This is a genomic window from Spirosoma oryzicola (genome assembly GCF_021233055.1).
GTDB classification, from domain to species: Bacteria; Bacteroidota; Bacteroidia; order Cytophagales; family Spirosomataceae; genus Spirosoma; species Spirosoma oryzicola.
Genome location: NZ_CP089538.1, coordinates 698125 through 716675 on the forward strand (window position 1 = coordinate 698125; position 18551 = coordinate 716675).

16 protein-coding genes are annotated in these 18551 nt (G+C 50.9%); 6 read left to right on the plus strand and 10 right to left on the minus strand.

The window, feature by feature from the left end:
- Positions 1-78 precede the first annotated feature (78 nt).
- Complete coding sequence (locus tag LQ777_RS02945) at positions 79-375, minus strand: SCP2 sterol-binding domain-containing protein (RefSeq protein ID WP_232561029.1); 297 nt, start codon at positions 373-375, stop codon at positions 79-81.
- A 129-nt stretch (positions 376-504) separates the two neighbouring features.
- On the opposite strand from LQ777_RS02945, the gene LQ777_RS02950 reads away from it, so the two are divergent.
- Positions 505-960, plus strand: a complete 456-nt coding sequence (locus LQ777_RS02950) for a hypothetical protein (protein WP_232561030.1) — start codon at positions 505-507, stop codon at positions 958-960.
- A 59-nt stretch (positions 961-1019) separates the two neighbouring features.
- Here LQ777_RS02950 and LQ777_RS02955 read toward each other — a convergent pair whose 3' ends face one another.
- The 3 genes from LQ777_RS02955 to LQ777_RS02965 all read right to left on the minus strand — a co-directional run bounded on the left by LQ777_RS02955 (position 1020) and on the right by LQ777_RS02965 (position 3652).
- On the minus strand, positions 1020-1649 hold the full coding sequence (locus LQ777_RS02955; protein ID WP_232561031.1) for an HAD family hydrolase: 630 nt from the start codon (positions 1647-1649) through the stop codon (positions 1020-1022).
- 44 nt (positions 1650-1693) lie between these two features.
- A complete protein-coding gene (locus LQ777_RS02960; protein WP_232561032.1) occupies positions 1694-3085 on the minus strand; it encodes an NAD-dependent succinate-semialdehyde dehydrogenase in 1392 nt (463 codons plus the stop codon).
- Positions 3086-3166: 81 nt separating this feature from the next.
- A complete protein-coding gene (locus tag LQ777_RS02965; RefSeq protein ID WP_232561033.1) occupies positions 3167-3652 on the minus strand; it encodes a MarR family winged helix-turn-helix transcriptional regulator in 486 nt (161 codons plus the stop codon).
- Positions 3653-3820: 168 nt separating this feature from the next.
- Between LQ777_RS02965 and LQ777_RS02970 the strand changes: the two genes are divergently transcribed.
- The 4 genes from LQ777_RS02970 to acpP all read left to right on the plus strand — a co-directional run bounded on the left by LQ777_RS02970 (position 3821) and on the right by acpP (position 8432).
- Positions 3821-4936, plus strand: a complete 1116-nt coding sequence (locus tag LQ777_RS02970) for an HlyD family secretion protein (protein WP_232561034.1) — start codon at positions 3821-3823, stop codon at positions 4934-4936.
- A gap of 100 nt (positions 4937-5036) precedes the next feature.
- Complete coding sequence (locus LQ777_RS02975; RefSeq protein ID WP_232561035.1) at positions 5037-6650, plus strand: DHA2 family efflux MFS transporter permease subunit; 1614 nt, start codon at positions 5037-5039, stop codon at positions 6648-6650.
- A gap of 69 nt (positions 6651-6719) precedes the next feature.
- The gene (locus LQ777_RS02980) at positions 6720-8054 is read left to right on the plus strand and encodes a TolC family protein (RefSeq protein ID WP_232561036.1); all 1335 of its coding nucleotides are present in this window, start codon (positions 6720-6722) and stop codon (positions 8052-8054) included.
- 138 nt (positions 8055-8192) lie between these two features.
- The gene (acpP, locus tag LQ777_RS02985; protein ID WP_232561037.1) at positions 8193-8432 is read left to right on the plus strand and encodes an acyl carrier protein; all 240 of its coding nucleotides are present in this window, start codon (positions 8193-8195) and stop codon (positions 8430-8432) included.
- 65 nt (positions 8433-8497) lie between these two features.
- On the opposite strand, the gene LQ777_RS02990 is transcribed toward acpP, so the two are convergent.
- The 6 genes from LQ777_RS02990 to LQ777_RS03015 all read right to left on the minus strand — a co-directional run bounded on the left by LQ777_RS02990 (position 8498) and on the right by LQ777_RS03015 (position 16119).
- Positions 8498-9208 (minus strand): 2-phosphosulfolactate phosphatase, encoded by a 711-nt coding sequence (locus LQ777_RS02990; protein ID WP_232561038.1) that lies wholly within the window; start codon positions 9206-9208, stop codon positions 8498-8500.
- A 110-nt stretch (positions 9209-9318) separates the two neighbouring features.
- Entirely contained in the window at positions 9319-10410 is a 1092-nt protein-coding gene (gene gcvT / locus LQ777_RS02995; RefSeq protein WP_232561039.1) for a glycine cleavage system aminomethyltransferase GcvT, read from the minus strand.
- 70 nt (positions 10411-10480) lie between these two features.
- Positions 10481-11938: a TonB family protein gene (locus LQ777_RS03000; protein ID WP_232561040.1), complete on the minus strand. Its 1458-nt coding sequence runs from the start codon at positions 11936-11938 to the stop codon at positions 10481-10483.
- A 91-nt stretch (positions 11939-12029) separates the two neighbouring features.
- Entirely contained in the window at positions 12030-13487 is a 1458-nt protein-coding gene (locus LQ777_RS03005) for a TonB family protein (protein WP_232561041.1), read from the minus strand.
- A 71-nt stretch (positions 13488-13558) separates the two neighbouring features.
- Complete coding sequence (locus LQ777_RS03010; RefSeq protein WP_232561042.1) at positions 13559-14200, minus strand: deoxyribose-phosphate aldolase; 642 nt, start codon at positions 14198-14200, stop codon at positions 13559-13561.
- 59 nt (positions 14201-14259) lie between these two features.
- Positions 14260-16119, minus strand: a complete 1860-nt coding sequence (locus tag LQ777_RS03015) for a pseudouridine synthase (protein WP_232561043.1) — start codon at positions 16117-16119, stop codon at positions 14260-14262.
- 244 nt (positions 16120-16363) lie between these two features.
- Between LQ777_RS03015 and LQ777_RS03020 the strand changes: the two genes are divergently transcribed.
- A complete protein-coding gene (locus LQ777_RS03020; protein ID WP_232561044.1) occupies positions 16364-18340 on the plus strand; it encodes an acetoacetate--CoA ligase in 1977 nt (658 codons plus the stop codon).
- Positions 18341-18551 lie beyond the last annotated feature (211 nt).

The window sequence follows — 18551 nt, forward strand, 5'->3', positions numbered from 1 at the left end:
TGGACGGTAGATATTGGTACGATGAACTACACTATAAAAAGCCTACCGTCCAATATCTAATGTCCAGGTGAAAAGATTTTAGGCCATGACCTGCCCCATCTTCATGGCAATGCCCATATCGCCTTTTACTTTAAGCTTTCCGGTCATGAAGGCCATCATCGGATTCAGGTCGCCCGTGCCCATTTTTACCAGATTATCGACACTAACGTGCAGGTCGCAATCCGCTGGTTTGTCGTCGTTCGAGACAACAACGGGCGACTGTGTGGCATCGATATAAACAACCCCCTGATCCGTGACGAGCTTTGCCGTAGCATTGAGACTGTCAGCGTGAGAGGCTTTTGTGCGAATTTGGTCTGTTAGTTCTTGTAAAGTCATGTTTGACAGGTTTCGTTGGTTGATTATGAAACTCTGCCGCGAAAATAAGGTTTTCTCCTGGTGCGGATGGACTGCCGTTACAGTATCTTGCCCGCTTATTAATAAAACGGCCCAAAAGCCGTCCTGACAATGCGCTCGCAATTTTTGACCTTACTTTGTGTTCTTACGTTTCTTAGTTGCACTTTGGGCCTTTTTGACTCGGTTGTATCGTTTTCGAAAACGCGCGCTGTAGCCGAAACCTCCTACGTCAAACGCAAGCCCGACGCCGAAGAACGTCGAAATCAGCCAAAGCAGTACTTTGAGGATCGGGCTGCCACGGGCGAACAGCCGATGCCCGGCGATCCTGATGAAATTCGATTGCTGGCGGTTGCTCAATTTTTTTACTCGCTTATTACGCTGGTTGGCGCCATTCTTATGTTTCAACTGCGTCGAGTCGGTTTTTGGGTGTATATAGCGGGTATAGCCGTCGGTCTTTTGCTGCCCGTGGTCTTGGTTGGTTTTGGTGCGTTGAATACGTCGTTTGGTGTTTTCTTTAGCATTATTTTCGCTGGACTCTATTGGCTAAATCTAAAAGATATGCATTGAGCGAACGGATGTTGAGCATCAGCTTAAAAGTTCAATGCTTAACAGTCAACACACAACAGCTAGCCAAGCGTTAAATCCAAGGCTGCCAGCTTTTCGCGGGTCGATTCGTAGCTGGTATGGTGTATGCAGTGCATACCCAGCGTTCGGGCCACCTGCACAAACATGAGCCGATCATCGATGTATACCACTTGATTAGGTTCGATCTGCGCTACATCCAACGCTAGTTGAAAAAGGTCCGTGTCGGGTTTGCGTAGGTGGGCGTAACACGATGAGACAAACGCATCGAAAAAGGTATTGAGTTGAAACTGCTTGATCCGGTACGCGTTGATTTCGCGGCCTTCGTTATTGACCGCAACCAGCTTTAAGCCATGTTCCTGCTTTAACTGGCTCACCAGCTGAATCATATCTGGGTACGGCTGCGACTGTTCCATAATGAATTGAGCGAATTCCTGGGGCGAGTAGGGCCTTTCTTCGTAAAACACAATGCGCTTCAGGTAGTCATCCAGACTCAATTTGCCCGATTCATAAGTGTCGAAGGTAAGATGATGCCGCTCGTCCAATTGCTCGTAGTCGAGATTAAAGTGTTGGGCCGCTCGTCGGCGGGCGTGCCGGTCCCAGCCGTTCGTTAACAATACTCCACCGATATCCAGAAAAAGCGCTTTGATCGACTGCGTTGGCAACGTACTCATGGTTGTCGTGAATTAATTGATACTTGATTTGTTCGCTTATTGACTTAAGAAGCTTTTTCCACCCAAATCGTTTTCACGTTCGTAAATTCTTTGATGCCTGCTTCGGAGAGTTCACGCCCAAAGCCGGAAGTCTTGATACCGCCGAACGGAACGCGGGCGTCTGATCGCATCAGTCCATTGACAAATACAGAACCGGCCTGAATTTGTCGGGAAAGCCGGGCCGCTTTGTCCAGATCTTCTGTCCAGAGCGCTGATCCCAGCCCAAAGTCGGATTGATTAGCCAGTCGTATGGCGTCGGCTTCGTCTTTGGCTTCGATAAGAACGGCTAGTGGACCAAAGGTTTCTTCGTCAAAAGCAGCCATACCGGGTTTTACGTGGTCCAGCAGCATAGGCTGCACGTTGCAACCCTCCCGGTGGAGCGTGGTTCCGCTGCCTCCCGCAATCAGTTTGGCCCCTTTCGTGATGGTTTCGCGAAACTGACGTTCGATATTGTCGGCAAGATCGAGCCGAGCCATTGGCCCCATTGTCGTTGCCTCGTCCATTGGATCACCTTGTTTGATTTGCGCGATATGATGCTGGACAAGCTCCGTGAACTGCTTTTTAACCGACTTCTCGATGATAAACCGCTTGGCCGCAATGCAACTTTGTCCCGCGTTCTGCATCCGGGATTTGACGGCTGTCTCGGCAGCTTTTTCCAGATCGGCATCGGCCAGCACGATCAAGGCATCCGAGCCCCCCAGTTCCAGCACCGATTTTTTGATCTGACTGCCCGCAATAGCCGCCATCGACGCACCCGCCCGACCGCTGCCCGTAAGCGTAGCGGCTTTGACGCGCCGGTCTTTCAACAGCGTTTCAACAACCGGAACGTCAACCAGCAGCGATTGAAAAACGCCTTTGGGCAATCCCGATTCGCGGAACGATTCTTCAATCGCCAGCGCGCAACCCATTACGTTGGGCGCATGTTTGAGTAACCCGACATTGCCCGCAATCAGGCCGGGTATGGCAAAGCGCATGGCTTGCCAAAACGGAAAATTCCAGGGCATAATTGCCAGGACAGGACCCAATGGCTGATAAGTGATCACACTACGGGCCGCCGGTCCACCGTCGCTATCGGATTCAATCGACTGGTCGGCCAGATACGCTTCGGCATGATCGGCGTAAAACGTGCAGGTTGTTGCGCATTTCTCGACTTCGCCGAGGGCTTCCTGTAGTGTTTTTCCCATCTCGGCGGTGATCAGCTCCGCGTACCGCTGTTTATTGGTTTTTAAATAATCGCCTACTTTTCGAAGAGACGCGGTGCGGTCCGACAACGACAAAGCCGACCAGTCGGCAAAGGCCCGGTCGGCTTGTTTTAGTTTACGCTCAATACCAGCGGAGGAGTCAGGCCGGTAGGTTTTGAGCTTTTTCTGCGTATATGGGTTGATGGACGTAAACATAAGCCGGATGATGTATGCGATTGGATGAGTAATGGACGCGAGCGTCAATCATACATCCTATACCATACATGATCCGTTCCTTTATTGTTCGTCTTGTTCGAGCGTGTTTACCAATTGGGACATCGTTTCAATAACCTGTTCCATACGGTCTGCGCCCACAATCGAATTGAACTTAGAGCGTACTTCCTGCATACATTCCTCCAAGGCAACAAATAGCTCTTTCCCCCGCTCATTGAGGAAAATGATGCTCGACCGCGAGTCGTTGGGATTTTTCTGCGTATATATATATCCTTCCTCTTCCAGCAAGCCGACAATTTTACTCATCATCTGCTTCGTCACGCAGGCACGCTTCGCCAATTCGTTATTCGTTATCCCATGTTCCTCAATATTTGACAAGAACATCAGATAACTCATTTTGAAGTCAGTATAACCCATTGCCTGCAAACGAGGCTCAATGAAATTTGAGGTAAATCGCTTCAGCCGCCAAAAAAGCCGACCAACCGACCGATCTCTTATCAATCGAAACTGGTTAAAATCAAAGGAATTTTTATCTGTTTCCACGATCATTCACGAAAATAACAAAAACTGAAACAATCTACGACTGAATTTTGTACAAATATAGTCAACCTCCTTGACTTCATAGTCAACCTGGTTTACTTTTGCTGTACAATAGTCAAACAAGTTGACTAAAGAAAAGTTCTGTATTTTCATTAACACGTCCTGGATAATACGACCATGGCAACCACAATGGCGACTGAAGAAACAACTACTGAAGAGAAGAGCGCGGTAAAAACGTACTTGCCTCGTATTATAATAGCGCTCATCGTATTGGTGGGGGGCTATTTCGGCTACCGCGCTTACGTGCATAGCCAACACTACGAATCAACAGACAATGCCCAGATCGAAGGAAACTCCGCTCCGGTACTGGCGCGTGTGGCGGGTTACGTACAATCCGTCAATGTAGAAGATTACGCAAACGTAAAGCAGGGACAACCGCTGGTTACGATTGATCCACAAGAGTACGACGTGGCGCTGGCTCAGGCGGAGGCCGATTATCAGCAGTCGCTGGCTGATCTGGAAACGGCGCGGGCCGACCTTCAAACTGCACTGGCCAATGCCCGCAACGTCACTCAGAACGCACGGGTAGCTCAATCAAACGCGGATGTACAGGCATCGCGTCGGAGCAAGGCGCAGCAGGATCTACAGCGTGATCAGAATCTGTACAAAGAACAGTCGCTGACCCGCAAACAACTGGAAGATTCGCAGAACAACGTGGAAGTGCAATCCCGGCAGTACACGGCCAGCGTCGAGCAGATCAATCTGGCCAAAACGTCGCAGGGCGTTGCGCAGGCGGGTATTGCTAAAGCACAGGCAAACATCCAGAAAATTCAGGCTGTGTTGAAAGTGAAACAGGCTGCCATCGACAACGCCAAGCTGAAAGTAGGCTATGCGCACCTGACGGCTCCCATCACGGGTAAAATTGGCCGGAAAAACGTGATCGTTGGTCAGTATGTGCAACCGGGACAAACCTTATTCACGATTGTTGCCGATTCGACCTTCTGGGTTGTGGCTAACTTCAAAGAAACGCAGCTGGAAAAAATGCAGCTGGGCCAGGAGGTTGACATTAAGCTGGATGCCTACCCAGACCTCGACATAAAAGGCCGCGTCAATTCGCTATCGGAAGCCACCGGTGCTCGCTTTGCCTTGTTGCCACCGGACAACGCATCCGGAAACTTCGTGAAGATCACCCAACGGGTTCCGGTCAAGATTGAAATCCTGAATCCAGAAAAATACAAAAATCAGCTGCGGGCAGGTTTGAGTGTGGACGCTGAAGTACGAGTCGCAAACTAAACGGTTTTCGGTCTTACGTTTTCGTGACAGTCGCTTGATGCCGTAAAGGGCAATGAGAGCGACCTCAGAAAACTACACCCCGAACTGAAAACGCACACAAATGGCAACTCAAACAATGGCCCTCCCGGCACAACCGGCTTTGCCAACGGGTTTTAAGCGGTGGATAATTGTGATCACAGCGGTTTCGGCGGCTATCGTCGAGCTGATCGACACATCCATCGTCAACGTTGGTCTGACGGATATTGCTGGTAATCTGGGTGTAACCATCGAAGACGTATCCTGGGTAGTCACTTCTTACGCGATTGCCAACGTCATCGTCATTCCCATGACCGGCTTCTTGCAGCGGTACTTTGGGCGAAAGAACTACTACGTCGGATCGATTATCCTCTTTACGCTATCATCCTACGGGTGTGGATTTGCGACAAATCTGGAAACGCTTATCTTATTCCGGTTTTTGCAGGGAGTAGGGGGCGGTGCTTTGCTCTCCACGTCGCAGGGACTTATCTATGATGCGTTTCCCGCATCACAACGGGCACTTGCTTCGGCTTTGTTCGGTATGGGTATCGTACTCGGCCCAACGCTCGGTCCAACGCTCGGCGGTTTTATCATCGATAATTACCACTGGAGCTGGATGTTTTACATCAACGTTCCGATTGGTATCATCGCAACGTTTCTGAGCCTGACCTACATCGACAAGAAACCCGACGAAATCAATATCAACCGACGGGCTATTCATATTGACCAGCTTGGCATTCTGCTACTCGCGGTTGGGATCGGTAGTTTGCAGTACGTGCTGGAACGGGGCGAAGCCGACGACTGGTTTGACAGCGACGCGATTTTTTATCTGTCGATCGTTGCGGCCATATCACTGCCATTCTTTATCTGGTGGGAACTGCGGGGGACCAAAGAGCCCGTTGTCGATCTAAGGGTAATGAAAAACCGGAACCTGACCATCGGGTCGATACTCGTTGTTGTAGTCGGGTATGGTCTGTTCACATCCGTACTGCTGTATCCCTTGTTTGCCCAGCGAGTTGTAGGATTGACCGCTACGCAGACAGGCTTACTGCTCATGCCCGGTGGTATTATAACACTACCAATGTTTGCCATTTCGGGACGGATGCTGGCCAAAGGTGTATCGCCGAGGCTGATCGTGGCGGTGGGTTACGTCGCTTTTTCGTCCTTCTGTTTCCTGATGTCAACGTACAACGCCGATGCATCGAATGGTGATTTTATCGTAGCGCTTATCATTCGGGGTATTGGACTGGCCTTTGTCAACGTGCCGCTGATCAACCAATCGGTATCAACACTGGAACCACGCCAGATGCCTACGGGAATCGCCATTGTCAACATGATGCGCCAGATTGGCGGAGCCTTTGGGGTGGCTATCACCAATACCTACGTAACTCAGCGGACCGCACTGCACCGGAGCGACCTAGTTTCGAACTTGCAACCCGGAAGCCCGCAGCTGACCGAACGGCTTAACGCGCTTACGCAGGGGCTGAGCGCGCGTGGTATAAACCCATTGGATGCGGTATCGGGTGCGTACAAAACACTCGATGGGATTATTACCCGGCAGGCGCTGATGATCTCTTATCTGGACACTTTCCGGCTGGCAGGACTCTTTTTTGTTCTCTCATTCCCGCTCTTGTTCTTACTGAAACGTAAACAAATGTCTGCCGAAGCGGCCAAAGCTGCTGCCGATGCAGCCCACTAATAGTAGAGTACCGTTTTTCGCTGATCCAGTTTTGGAAGCGCTGAAAACGGTACGTTGAAACGTCTATCAATGAAATCGACATTTTTAACCCTAATCGCTCTTAGCACGATTGGTTTCGCTCAGGCTCAGAATCAAACGGCAGCTGTTACGGTGCCCGACGATCTGAAAGCGTTGGTGCAGCAGGCGAACACAAACTATCCCGCGCTGAAGCAGCAGCAACAACAGATCCAGGCTGGCGAAGTACGGGTCGATATTGCCCGGACGGCTATGCGGCCCAGCGCTACCCTGAACGGTACGTACACGTATGTAACGCCAGTCCCCCAATTTGCTATTCCGCTGAATGGGCAGGAAGTCGTTGCTAAACTGGCTCCCAACAACAACATCAACGCGAACGTATCCGTTGGGCAAACCATCTACGACTTTGGCCGGACGGATGCCGCAATCAAGCAGGCCGCTGATAACGTGCAGATTCTGCGCCGAAACTTTGAGCTGACGCAGCAAACGCTTGGCTATCAGGTGGCAGCGGCTTATTACGGCATCGGGTACTTACAGCAGGGCATTATCGTTCAGGACTCGGTGATTAAAACGGCAGCGGCTAATGTGCGTTTGCTGGCATCCCGCTTGCAGAATGGCGATGCACTTGAGTACGATGTACTGACGCAGCAGGTACGACTGAAAGCGTCAACCAACCGCAAGATCGAACTGCAAAATCAACTGGAGCGTCAGTTAGCGACCTTAACGTACCTGACCGGTGTGGCCAATCCTGCTACCGATCTGGCGATACAGCAGTTTCAGTTAGGTGTGCAGACGGCTCCGGTACAACTGTTTGATATTGAGGGTCAGCTACAGTCGGCAGCTACCGGCAACAAAGAAGTTCAACTGGCCCAGGACCGGGTTCGGGCGGCTGAAACGGACGTTCTGGTTTACAACCGGGCTGGCCAGCCCAGTATTAGCTTCAGTGGGTCAGCGGGTTACAAAAATGGTTATCCGCTTGAGGTCGAAAAGCTCCGGGCTAACATGGCTGCTGGGGTCAACATTGTAGCACCCCTTTACGCGGGCCGACGGTACAAACTGCAAAATCAAGCCGCTCAATTGAACCTGAATGCGAGCCGATATGCCGTTGAAACCGCCAATGCACAATTGCGACAAACGATTGCACAGCTAAACGCCGACATACGGAGTAACCAGACTCGGTTAGCCAACCTCGAAACGCAGGTAGTTCAGGCACGTAAGGCCCTGCAAATTGCCAATGCCCGGTTGCGGAACGGTGTTATTACCAACGTAGAACTACAAAGCGCTGAAACCGGCGTAGAGGAAGCCGAACTGGGCCGCCTGACTTTTCAGTACCAGTTACTGCTCAATCAGCTGGAACTGAAGCGGCTGTTGGGTGAACCGTTGTTCTAAAAGATCGTATTCCGAAGATTACAAAGCAGCAGCTGTATCCGAATACGAGTCATTTGTTAAAAAACGATTAGTAAAGCAACAAAGAATAGTAACCAACCGTTACTAACGAATGGTAGCGGACTTCCTTACCGATCGATTATGAAAGCGCGTGTTACGGAGATATTGAAAAACTTTGGCGTTGCAGAATCCGCCATTACGAACGATGTACACTTTGTTCGCGACCTTGGCTTGGACAGCCTCGATACCGTCGATCTGATCATGCGATTGGAGCAGGAGTTCGGTATTCGGATTCCTGACGAAGACTACCCGAAACTAACGACGCTGCAAGGAGTCTTAGATTACCTCGAACACGAACAGCGCGTATCGGTTACGGCATAATCTAATTGGTCAATGCATTGGCTGGCGTCGCGCACGCCAGCCAATGCATTGACCAACTGCTTTTTTTATACTTCCATACTCACCAGCGAATTGCCCCGCAAAACAGGAACAACATCGTAAAGATCGTGTTGTAGACAGTAGGTGATGTCTTTCTGAATGCCCAGCCGTTGCAAGCGCCGAATGTGCGACGAGTTTGCCAGATAGCTAGGCAGATTATCTTTACCCTGGCAGTAAAGCCGCCAAGCCATGATGGCACTGTCTTCCGCCATCGCGTAGCTTTCCTTTAACCGTTCTACCAGCGCTCCGGCAAATAACGTGTCCTCCAGGTTGACGCGGCCTTTCCAGCCAGCGCACAAAACCAGCACGTCATACGGCTCCGTTTTCAAGCTTCGCGCAATAGCGTCCAGATTCAGGAACGACCCGACCAGCACTTTTACGGCTCCCCGCGAACGAGTGATTGCTAATGTACCATTGGTTGTTGTCATCGCCACATCAGCGCCCCGAATCTGCTCGTCCATGTAGGTGAATGGCGAGTTGTCGAGTTCAAAACCCTCTACTTTACGGGCGTTACGCTCGGCAGCCGCCAGGTAACCGCGCTCCTGCCACTGCCGACATTCGTCAATGGTTGCTACGGGTATAATGCTATTAACCCCGTAAGCGAAAGCCGTAACCATGCACGATGTTGCGCGAAATACGTCGGCAACCACCACAATGGTATTTTCGGTGGTGTGAAGGTGTAATAAATCAGGGGTTAAGCAAACGTCAATTTGTTTCATAGAGCGATGTCTGAACCAGGATTTTTCTGATTAAACTGATCCTATCGATTATGTCGTAGAGACACTAATCAGGGTCGTCACTCAAATCAAAAAAATCCTGGTTCAGACAGTTATTTTTTCACGAAAGGAAGTTTAACAACGTGCGATTTTAAGAGACGATCCCGCACTTTAACGTAGATTTCTGAGCCAGGTTTGCTAACAGCGGTTGGAACATACCCCAGACCAATACCTTTGCCGAGCGTAGGCGATTGAGTGCCCGACGTTACTTCGCCAATGGTATTGCCGTCGGCATCGGTCAGTTCATAATGCCCGCGTGGGATACCCCGGTCAATCATTTCAAAGCCAACCAGTTTTTTGCCCACACCCTGTTCTTTCTGGCTCTTCAGTACGTCGGCGTCAACGAAATCGTGGGTAAACTTAGTAACCCAGCCCAGCCCCGCTTCGATAGGAGACGTTTCGTCGGTAATGTCGTTTCCGTAGAGATTATAGCCCATTTCTAACCGGAGCGTGTCGCGCGCGCCAAGACCAATCGGCTTGATACCGTAAGGCTTTCCGGCTTCCATGATCGCATTCCATACGCCTTCAGCCTGGTGGTTTGACACGTAAATTTCGAATCCACCCGCGCCGGTATAGCCCGTTGCCGATACGATCACGTTCGCGTAACCGGCAAAATCGGTTTTCTCGAATGTGTAATAGCCCATCGAGTCCAGCTTGGCGGGGGTAAGTGATTCCAGCGCCTTAGCCGCTAACGGTCCCTGAACGGCAAACAAGGCCATATCGTCGGAAATATTAACCAGCGTAACGTCGTAGTCAGGTGCGTACTGGTTGATCCAGTTCCAATCCTTCTCAATATTCGACGCGTTGACAACCAGCATGTATTCGGTTGCGCTGATACGGTACACGAGCAGGTCATCAACAATGCCGCCCCGACCGTTGGGCAGGTAGCTGTACTGAACCTTACCGTCGAAGAGGGTGCTGGCGTCATTGGCCGAAACCCGCTGAATCAGGTCCAGGGCACCGTCGCCTTTGAGAATGAACTCACCCATGTGCGACACGTCGAACATACCGACGCCGTTGCGGACGGTATTGTGCTCGTCCAGATCGGACGAATAACGAACGGGCATCTCGAAGCCCGCAAACGGCACGATCTTCGCGCCTAATTGCTGATGAATGTGATGGAGAGGGACTTGCTTAAGCGACATTTGCGCGGAATTTATCCGGCGAATTTACGAACAGATTATAGGTTTTGTCCTGTGGTTGTTCAGATTAACTTCAATGAAGCGAAAAATTGATCGGTAGGTTGTACAGGACCCGGACGTTCTGACCTCGTAAGGAACCCGGTTTCCAGCGACCGCTCATTTTTCTAACTACGCGCAGAGCCTCTTTGTCCAGTTCGGGATGCACACTGTTGATCACTTCGTAGTCGCATAACGTACCATCCGTACAAACCACAAACTTAATAAACACTTTTCCTTCAGCACCAGACCGTTGTGCGTTAACAGGATAACTTAGGTTCTGCGCCAGGAAACTACCCAACGCGTTCATCCCCCCTTTGAATTCGGCTTGTTTTTCGACTTCGGTGTATCGCAGCGTATCGCTTCCGCTAATGTATGCTTTCCCCTGCTGACAAATACCTTTATCATACTGCTCGTCAAAGCCGTACGATCCGTCTTTGTAGCGACCCGTCCAGACACCTTGTTTAAGGCCATTCTGGTACAAACCCTGTTCTACCAATGTCGTTTGCTGTGAGCTGTCGGTTTGTGATTCTACCGCTTCTGTGTAGACGGCATAACCGTTTCCTTCTTTTACGAGCTGCTGTCCTGCATCGTTCCAGTAAGAGGTCACCTCAATAGGTTTGTTGGTAGCAAATACGGTGGTACTATTGCTCGTCCATACGCGCTTGATCTGGCCGTTGGGATGCCACGATGTAAAGGCAAACCCGGTATCCGTTGCTTCCGATTTCTGGGCCACTAATCCGTTCGGGTGGTAAGTCGTCTCTATGCCCGTTGGTTTTCCACCGTTATAGTAGGTTTGTTTCAGTAGATCCCCCGACTCGCTGAACGTTAAAACCTTGCCCTCCCACAGACTATCGGTATGATAATAGCCATGACGACGGGTCGGGGGATTGGATGAATCGTTTTTAGTATCTGTCTCGCGTATGAACGGTATGCGGTATTCTTCTTTCCAGGACGAACCTTTGGTTCTGTACACAATAATGTCGCCGTTGGCAAAGCCGTTGCTATCCAGCGGAGATACCTGTTTGAATCGAACGTTAGCGCTGCTGTCCGTCAGGCGTTTTTGATCGGCATCGAAGTATGCGATTTGTGCTCCGTCGCGATAAACGAATGGCTGATTGGCTTTAAAGGCTACTGAAGCCGTTATTTGCTGCCGAACGGCTTTCCCGCCTTTCTTGGCTGCTTTCCAGGCGTTGAAAAGGTGAAAGACCCGCAGCGCTTCCCGGTTAAAGTCGGGCCGCAGATTATTCATCAGCTTTACATCGGATGGCTTGCCATCGGGTTCGATAACAGCGCTGATAATAACCCGTCCGCCAACACCAGCTGCTTCAGCCGCAATAGGTTTTCGCAGATTAGCCTGAACGAAGGTGTTGAAGTAAGCAATGCCACCGCGCGGCTCGGCAACGCTATCGACTTCAAATGACTGGTAAGGCGTTTGTTGAGCGACAGCCGTCAAAGACAACAATAGTAAGCCAAAAAGAAAGAATCGCTTCATGGGAGTTAAATGGGATAGAAAGACATTTAGTAAGTAATCAGATACGCTTCCGGCAGTCGCAAAACGGGCGTGTATTGGTGCCGGGTAGAGACTACAATAGGGAGAAGCTGATGGGTATGTTGTATTTTGTTCGTGATTTCTGACCTCGCTGAATGCCTGGCTGCCAGTGGCCGCTCATTTTTTCGACAACCCGCAGGGCTTCCTGATCCAGATCGGGATGCAGGCCTTTCACGATATCATAATCACACAAACTACCATCTTCACAAACCACGAAGCTGACAAAGACTTTGCCCTGAGCCCTGTCTCGCTGAGCACTGACCGGATACCGCAAATTTGCGTTTAGAAAATCCTGCAACCCTACTAGTCCCCCCTTGAACTTGGGATCTTCTTCTAACTGGTTGTAATGAACGGTATCTGCGTTCGCTGTCCAGGATTTCCCTGACTGAAAAATGCCCTTACTGTATTGTTCTTCGTACTGGTAAGAGTTGTCTGCGTATTGACCGGTCCATTTCCCCTGCTTAACGCTGTTTTCGTAGGCTCCCTGTTCCGTATAAGAAATTTGCTTAGCTGGCTCCTTTCGCGATTTGACGGTTTGGGAAAAGACAGCCCACCCGTTTCCGTTCTTAACCAACTGACGGCCTGTGCTATCCCAGAGTCCAATACATTGGTTTGAAATCAGTTCGTGGGACGGACCAGCCGTCATTATTTCTTGTACTGACTTAATCTGACCCGTATCATACCAGGAGAATACAAGCTGGCCAGTACCTGAGTAATCTCGTTTTTCGGCGATTATTCCGTTTGCGTGGTAGAAGAGATGCGTATCAGCTGGCCGATTATTTTTGTAGGTGACTTTTTCGAGCAAGTTGCCTTCTTTATCGATTGTATAGATGGAGCCCAAGCCATCCTGCATCGCACTTTTGTAGCCTACCTGATACACCGGATGACCCAAAGGGCTTACGCGCTGCGTCCTTCTGCGTAGCAAACGATCTCTGTAATGCTCCTCCCACGTTTTGCCGTTTAGTTTATAGACAATACGATCGCCGTTCGGCAAACCATTCGTATCAACCGGCACTACTTCCTTAAAAGCTACTACATTGCTGACGTTCGTAGACGCTTGATTGTTGTCATTCAGATAGGTAATAATTGTTCCGTTCCAATAAGTAAACGGGGCGTTAGGCTCAACAAGTACAGGAGCCGTTATTTGCTGTCGAACGGCTTTGCCATCTTTCTGCGCGGGTTTCCAGGCTTTGAAAAGTTTGAATACCCGCAACGCTTCACGGTCGCAGTCAGGACGTAAGTGATTGACCAGTTTTACGTTGGAGGTGCTGCCATCAGGTTCGACAACGGCGCTGACAATGATTCGGCCACCAATGCCTTCCGCCTGGGCCGCAATGGGTTTTCGTAAATTGGCTTGGATAAACGTGTTCAGCGAAGCAATACCGCCATGAGGACTAGCGACACTATCAACTTCAAAGGATTGGTAAGGTGTTTGCTGGGCAAAGGAACTGACACTGATAAAAAGCAAAAAGCAACGGAAAAGAACCTTCATAAACAGGAATGATGTAGATAGCCGCTAAGGTATACTAAAAGCAAATTCCTGGTACGTATTCGCCGATAAATTTAAGGGGTAAGCGGGCTTATCGATAATCGGTCAACACCAACTGCTACAAGTTGCTCAAGTTCTGCTTCGGTTGCGCCGTCGGCCACAATTTTGACGCCTACGGACTTAGCAACGCAACGACGAAAGGCCAGTGCCGCATCCAGCGAAAAATGGGTCGGTAAAGCACCCGTTTTATCTTTTATAAAATCGGCTCCGGCATCGGTCGCTAATTTGATCATCGCTTTCGTCTGATCCTCGTCGAGCAAAGACGATTCGAGAATAACTGTGAAAAACGTTTCCTGCGCGTGAGCCAACGCGACTAGCTTGGCTAGTTCGACTTTGAGCCAGACGGAAGTGGGGGAGAACAACGCCGATGTATTCAGGACAACTTCTAGTTCACCCGCTCCGTCGCGCAAAGCCCACTCCAGTTCGGCTTGTTTTGCTTCGGTGCGCTGATACCCGAACGGATAACCAATAACCGTCGACAGAACCGCCGGGTGGTTGTCGCCTAGTTCGCGCCGGAACTTCTTAACCCAGAATGGCGCAACGGTCAGGCCCGCCAGACCAAGCTGGGTAACCTCGTCGAGCGCTTCGTATTGCTGGTTGATCGTGACACCGGGGTGTAGCAGTGTTCGTTCGATATAAGGGAAAAGATGATTCACGGCCGTTGATAAACAAATGGACGACCAAATTGGTCGTCCATTTGTTTGCTCTGAGAATACTAGTTGTTGAAATATTTCAGCTTTACCACCTCTTTGGGATCAAGGAACCGCCATTTGCCGCGTGGAAGCTCTTTCTTGGTAAGACCCGCGTACGTCGTCCGGTCGAGTTTCGTTACTTCATAACCGAGGTGTTCGAAGATCCGACGCACGATTCGGTTACGCCCTGAGTGAATTTCGATGCCGATAACCTGAGCGTCGGGGGTAACGATACTCACAGCGTCGGGTTTGATCGGGCCGTCTTCGAGCGTGATTCCCTGCTGAATCTTTTCGAAATGTTCGTCCGTGATCGGTTTATCAATCTCAACCTGATAGATTTTCCGAACGTTATTAGACGGGTGCGTCAGTTTGTCGGCTAGTTCGCCGTCGTTGGTCAGCAGCAGCAGGCCCGTTGTGTTACGGTCCAGGCGGCCAACCGGATACATCCGGAAATTGCCCGCGTCGGCAACCAGCTCCATCACCGTTTTACGCTCTTCAGGATCTTCCGTCGTTGTGATATAATCCTTAGGCTTGTTTAGTAACACGTACACAAAACGCTCGGGATTGAGAATTTTAGTGCCGTATTTCACCGTATCGCCATCTTTCACCTTATAGCCCATCTCCGTCACGACCTTACCGTTGACCGAAATATCACCCCGCGCAATCAGTTCGTCGGCTTCACGACGCGAACAAACGCCTGAGTTAGCAATGTACCGGTTCAAGCGCGTTAAGCCCGAATCAGCTTCTGAACGGTCGGGACGTTCACTGGTGTCTTTCTGCCGAGTGTTGCGAGGTTTGCTGTAGCGTTCGGTACGAATCTGCTCCAGGTTGTAGTCCGGAGCCTTTTTGAAAGCACCCGTCCGCCGTTCGCCCGATTCTTTACGTTGCTCTGGCGAAAAGCGCGGGGTACTGTCCTGCGAATCCCGGCTACGGAAATCGCTCCGTTTGTTATCGCGCTGGTCGTCACCGCCGAAGCGGTTGCGCTCATCAGCATCCCGATTGAAACCGCCAACCCGTTTAAAAGCGGGCTTGTCCGAACTATCGTTTCGGTTGCGTGAGAAGCGCGAATCTTTACCGGCAAAGCGGTCGTTGCCACGCGATCCTGAACGATCCGACCGGTTTCTGGACTCATCGTTACGGTCAAACCGGGGGCGGTCGTTACCCGAACGGTCGTCATTACGTGGTCCGTCATTACGTGGTCCGTCATTACGGTTGAAGCGAGGCCGGTCATTGTCTGAACGATTTGACTCATTGCCAAAGCGATTCCGGTCGCGGTCGAAGCGGGGCCGCTCATCGCTTCGGTCGTTGAATCGCCGTTCGGTACCGAAACGATCGTTGTTCCGGTCGAAACCTGGCCGTTCATCCCGGTTAAACCGAGGCCGTTCGTCGTTCCGGTTCGGGCGTGAATCGCCAGACCGGTCGTCGCGACGACCCCGAGCGTTATCGTTCCGGTCAAAGCGCGGTTTGTCGTCGCGGTTGAAACGTGGCCGGTCGTTATTCTGATCCCGATTAAAGCGTGGGCGGTCGTTGTTCTGGTCGCGGTCGAAGCGGGGCCGACGATCACCGGAGCTGTCTGACCGCTTATCGTCGCGGTTAAACCGAGGCCGTTCGTCATTACGTGGTCCGTCATTACGGTCGAAACGGGGTTTGTCGTCGCGGTTGAAGCGAGGGCGGTCACCTTCAGAACGGTCGTTGTTACGTGGTCCGTCATTACGTGGTCCGTCATTACGGTTAAAGCGGGGTCGGTCGGAGTTGGTATCGCGGGAGCCATCGTTGCGATTGCCCGAGCCAGACGCGCGGTTGAAACGTGGGCCGTCATCCCGACGACCGAAGGAACGAGACTCACCGTCACGGCGGTCGTTCTTATCTGAATCCTGATTCATGGAAAAATACAGTAAATCGTACTGCTGTGCCTAATTTATTTGCTGATTATCAGCTTAGTCGCTGAAGCGTAGTTCAAAAGGGACGCAAAGTTACGGCTTTTCCTGATAACCGTACCGTGTCCGCTTTTGTCTAAACACATTTTGTTTTAAAAACAATCCATAGAAGGCATTGGTCGTTACAGATTTGTCATCTGTCTATGGCGCAGCTACGGACGACCAATTGGTAACGGTAACGGTTATTATTATGTCTCGCCCAACACTCACTCCTGTTTACACTCCCTCCCGACGCATTGCTGAGCAGTCACTCCTGAAAAAATACATGGACTGGCTATTTATTAAGAAAGGTTTATACTTCCGAGATTATGATGATCTGTGGGATTGGTCGGTGACCGATCTCGAAGATTTCTGGGAAAGTATCTGGCAGTTTTTCGACGTATACAGTCATTCGCCTTACCTACAGGTCGTGCTGGAAGGAAACTCGCGCGATATGATTGGTACGGAGTGGTTTAGAGGGGCAACGCTCAACTACGCCGAGCACATCTTTCGGCATAGCAACCTCCAACGGCCCGCCCTCATCTTCGCTTCCGAACAACGACCAAGACCGTTGAGTATATCCTGGCAAACGCTGGAACAGCAGGTCAACGCCGTAGCGACGTACCTTCGGCAGCAGGGCGTTGGCGTTGGCGACCGGGTCGTATCGGTATTACCCAATAGTCCCGAAGCCGTAGTCGCGTTTCTGGCTACGAATGCAATCGGAGCCGTTTGGTCGAGTTGCTCGCCCGATTTCGGTACCGCGAGCATTACCGACCGGTTTCAGCAGATCGAACCGAAGGTGCTGATTGCCGCCGATGGCTACACGTACAATGGAAAAGCAATTGATAAAACCGAAGCCATCCGGGAGCTGCGGATCAACCTGCCCACGCTCCAACGTGTTGTCTGGGTGCCATATCTCGACCGAAACAGTCGGCTGGAGCGGGCCGTTCTGTGGCAGGAGGTGCTGGACACGCCCACTTTTGACGAGCTGACGTTTGAACCCGTCCCGTTTAGTCATCCAATCTGGGTGCTTTACTCATCGGGAACGACGGGCAAGCCGAAGGCGATTACCCATAGCGTGGGTGGCTGTCTGCTCGAACACCTCAAAGTGCTGGCGCTGCATCAGGACGTTCACGTTGGCGAACGGTATTTCTGGTACTCAACAACGGGCTGGATGATGTGGAATTTCGCCATTGGGTCGATGCTGGTTGGCGCTACTCTTGTCCTGTACGATGGGGCTGCGGGTAATCCCAATCTGAATGTACTCTGGAACCTGGTCGATGAAGCCCGGATCAATCACTTTGGCGGGGGAGCAGCTTATTACATGGCTTGTCTACGAGCGGGGTTGACACCGATGAAAACAAACAAGCTGACACAACTCCGGACAATTGGCTCTACCGGGTCTCCCTTGCCACCGGAAGGATTTCGCTGGATTTATGAACACATCAAGTCCGATGTGTGGCTGATTTCATTCAGTGGGGGGACGGATGTGTGCAGTGGCTTTGTGGGCGGCAATCCGTTGTTACCCGTCTACGAAGGCGAAATTCAGTGCAGGCTACTGGGTTCTAAAGTTGAAGCGTTCGATGCGGCTGGTAAACCCGTGCGAGGGGAGCTGGGTGAGATGGTGATCCTGCAACCCATGCCGTCGATGCCCATTTATTTCTGGAACGATCCGGGCAATGAGCGCTACCGCAAAAGTTATTTTGACGTATATCCGGGGGTGTGGCGGCACGGCGATTACATTCGGATTACAGAACACAATGGCGTAATCATTCACGGTCGTTCCGATGCTACGCTCAACCGAGACGGGGTGCGGATTGGTACCAGCGAAATTTACAGTGCCGTAGAAAGCCTTCCCGAGATCATGGACAGCCTGATCGTTGGTCTGGAACAGCCGGGTGGCGGCTATTTTATGCCGCTGTTTATCGTGCTGAACGAGGGTTTTTCGCTCACCGACGAGTTGAAATCACGCATTAAACAAGCGTTACGGACTCAATTCAGTCCTCGTCATGTGCCCGATGCCGTGTACGAAATCAGCGAAATTCCATACACCATCAACGGTAAGAAGCTGGAAGCGCCCGTAAAAAAAATCTTGTCGGGGGTCGATGCATCGCTGGCGGCCAGCAAAGATACGTTGCGCAACCCGGCCTCATTGGATCAGTTTACGAGTTTTACAATCGGTAGTTAGGCGATGTGTTGCGGGAAATCGTTGTACAGAATTTGTGCGTATACCAGCGTAAAATTCGCTAAAAAGGGCGTAGGGATTATAACCGGGCTTAAGGATAATTCGGTAAGCCTGCGTGATCATCAATAAGTTCGTTAATTGTTTTACAGCATTCCCTATTTTTTTGTGCCGAATACGGCTATGTGGCAAACATTTCGCTATATTCCAATCGTTT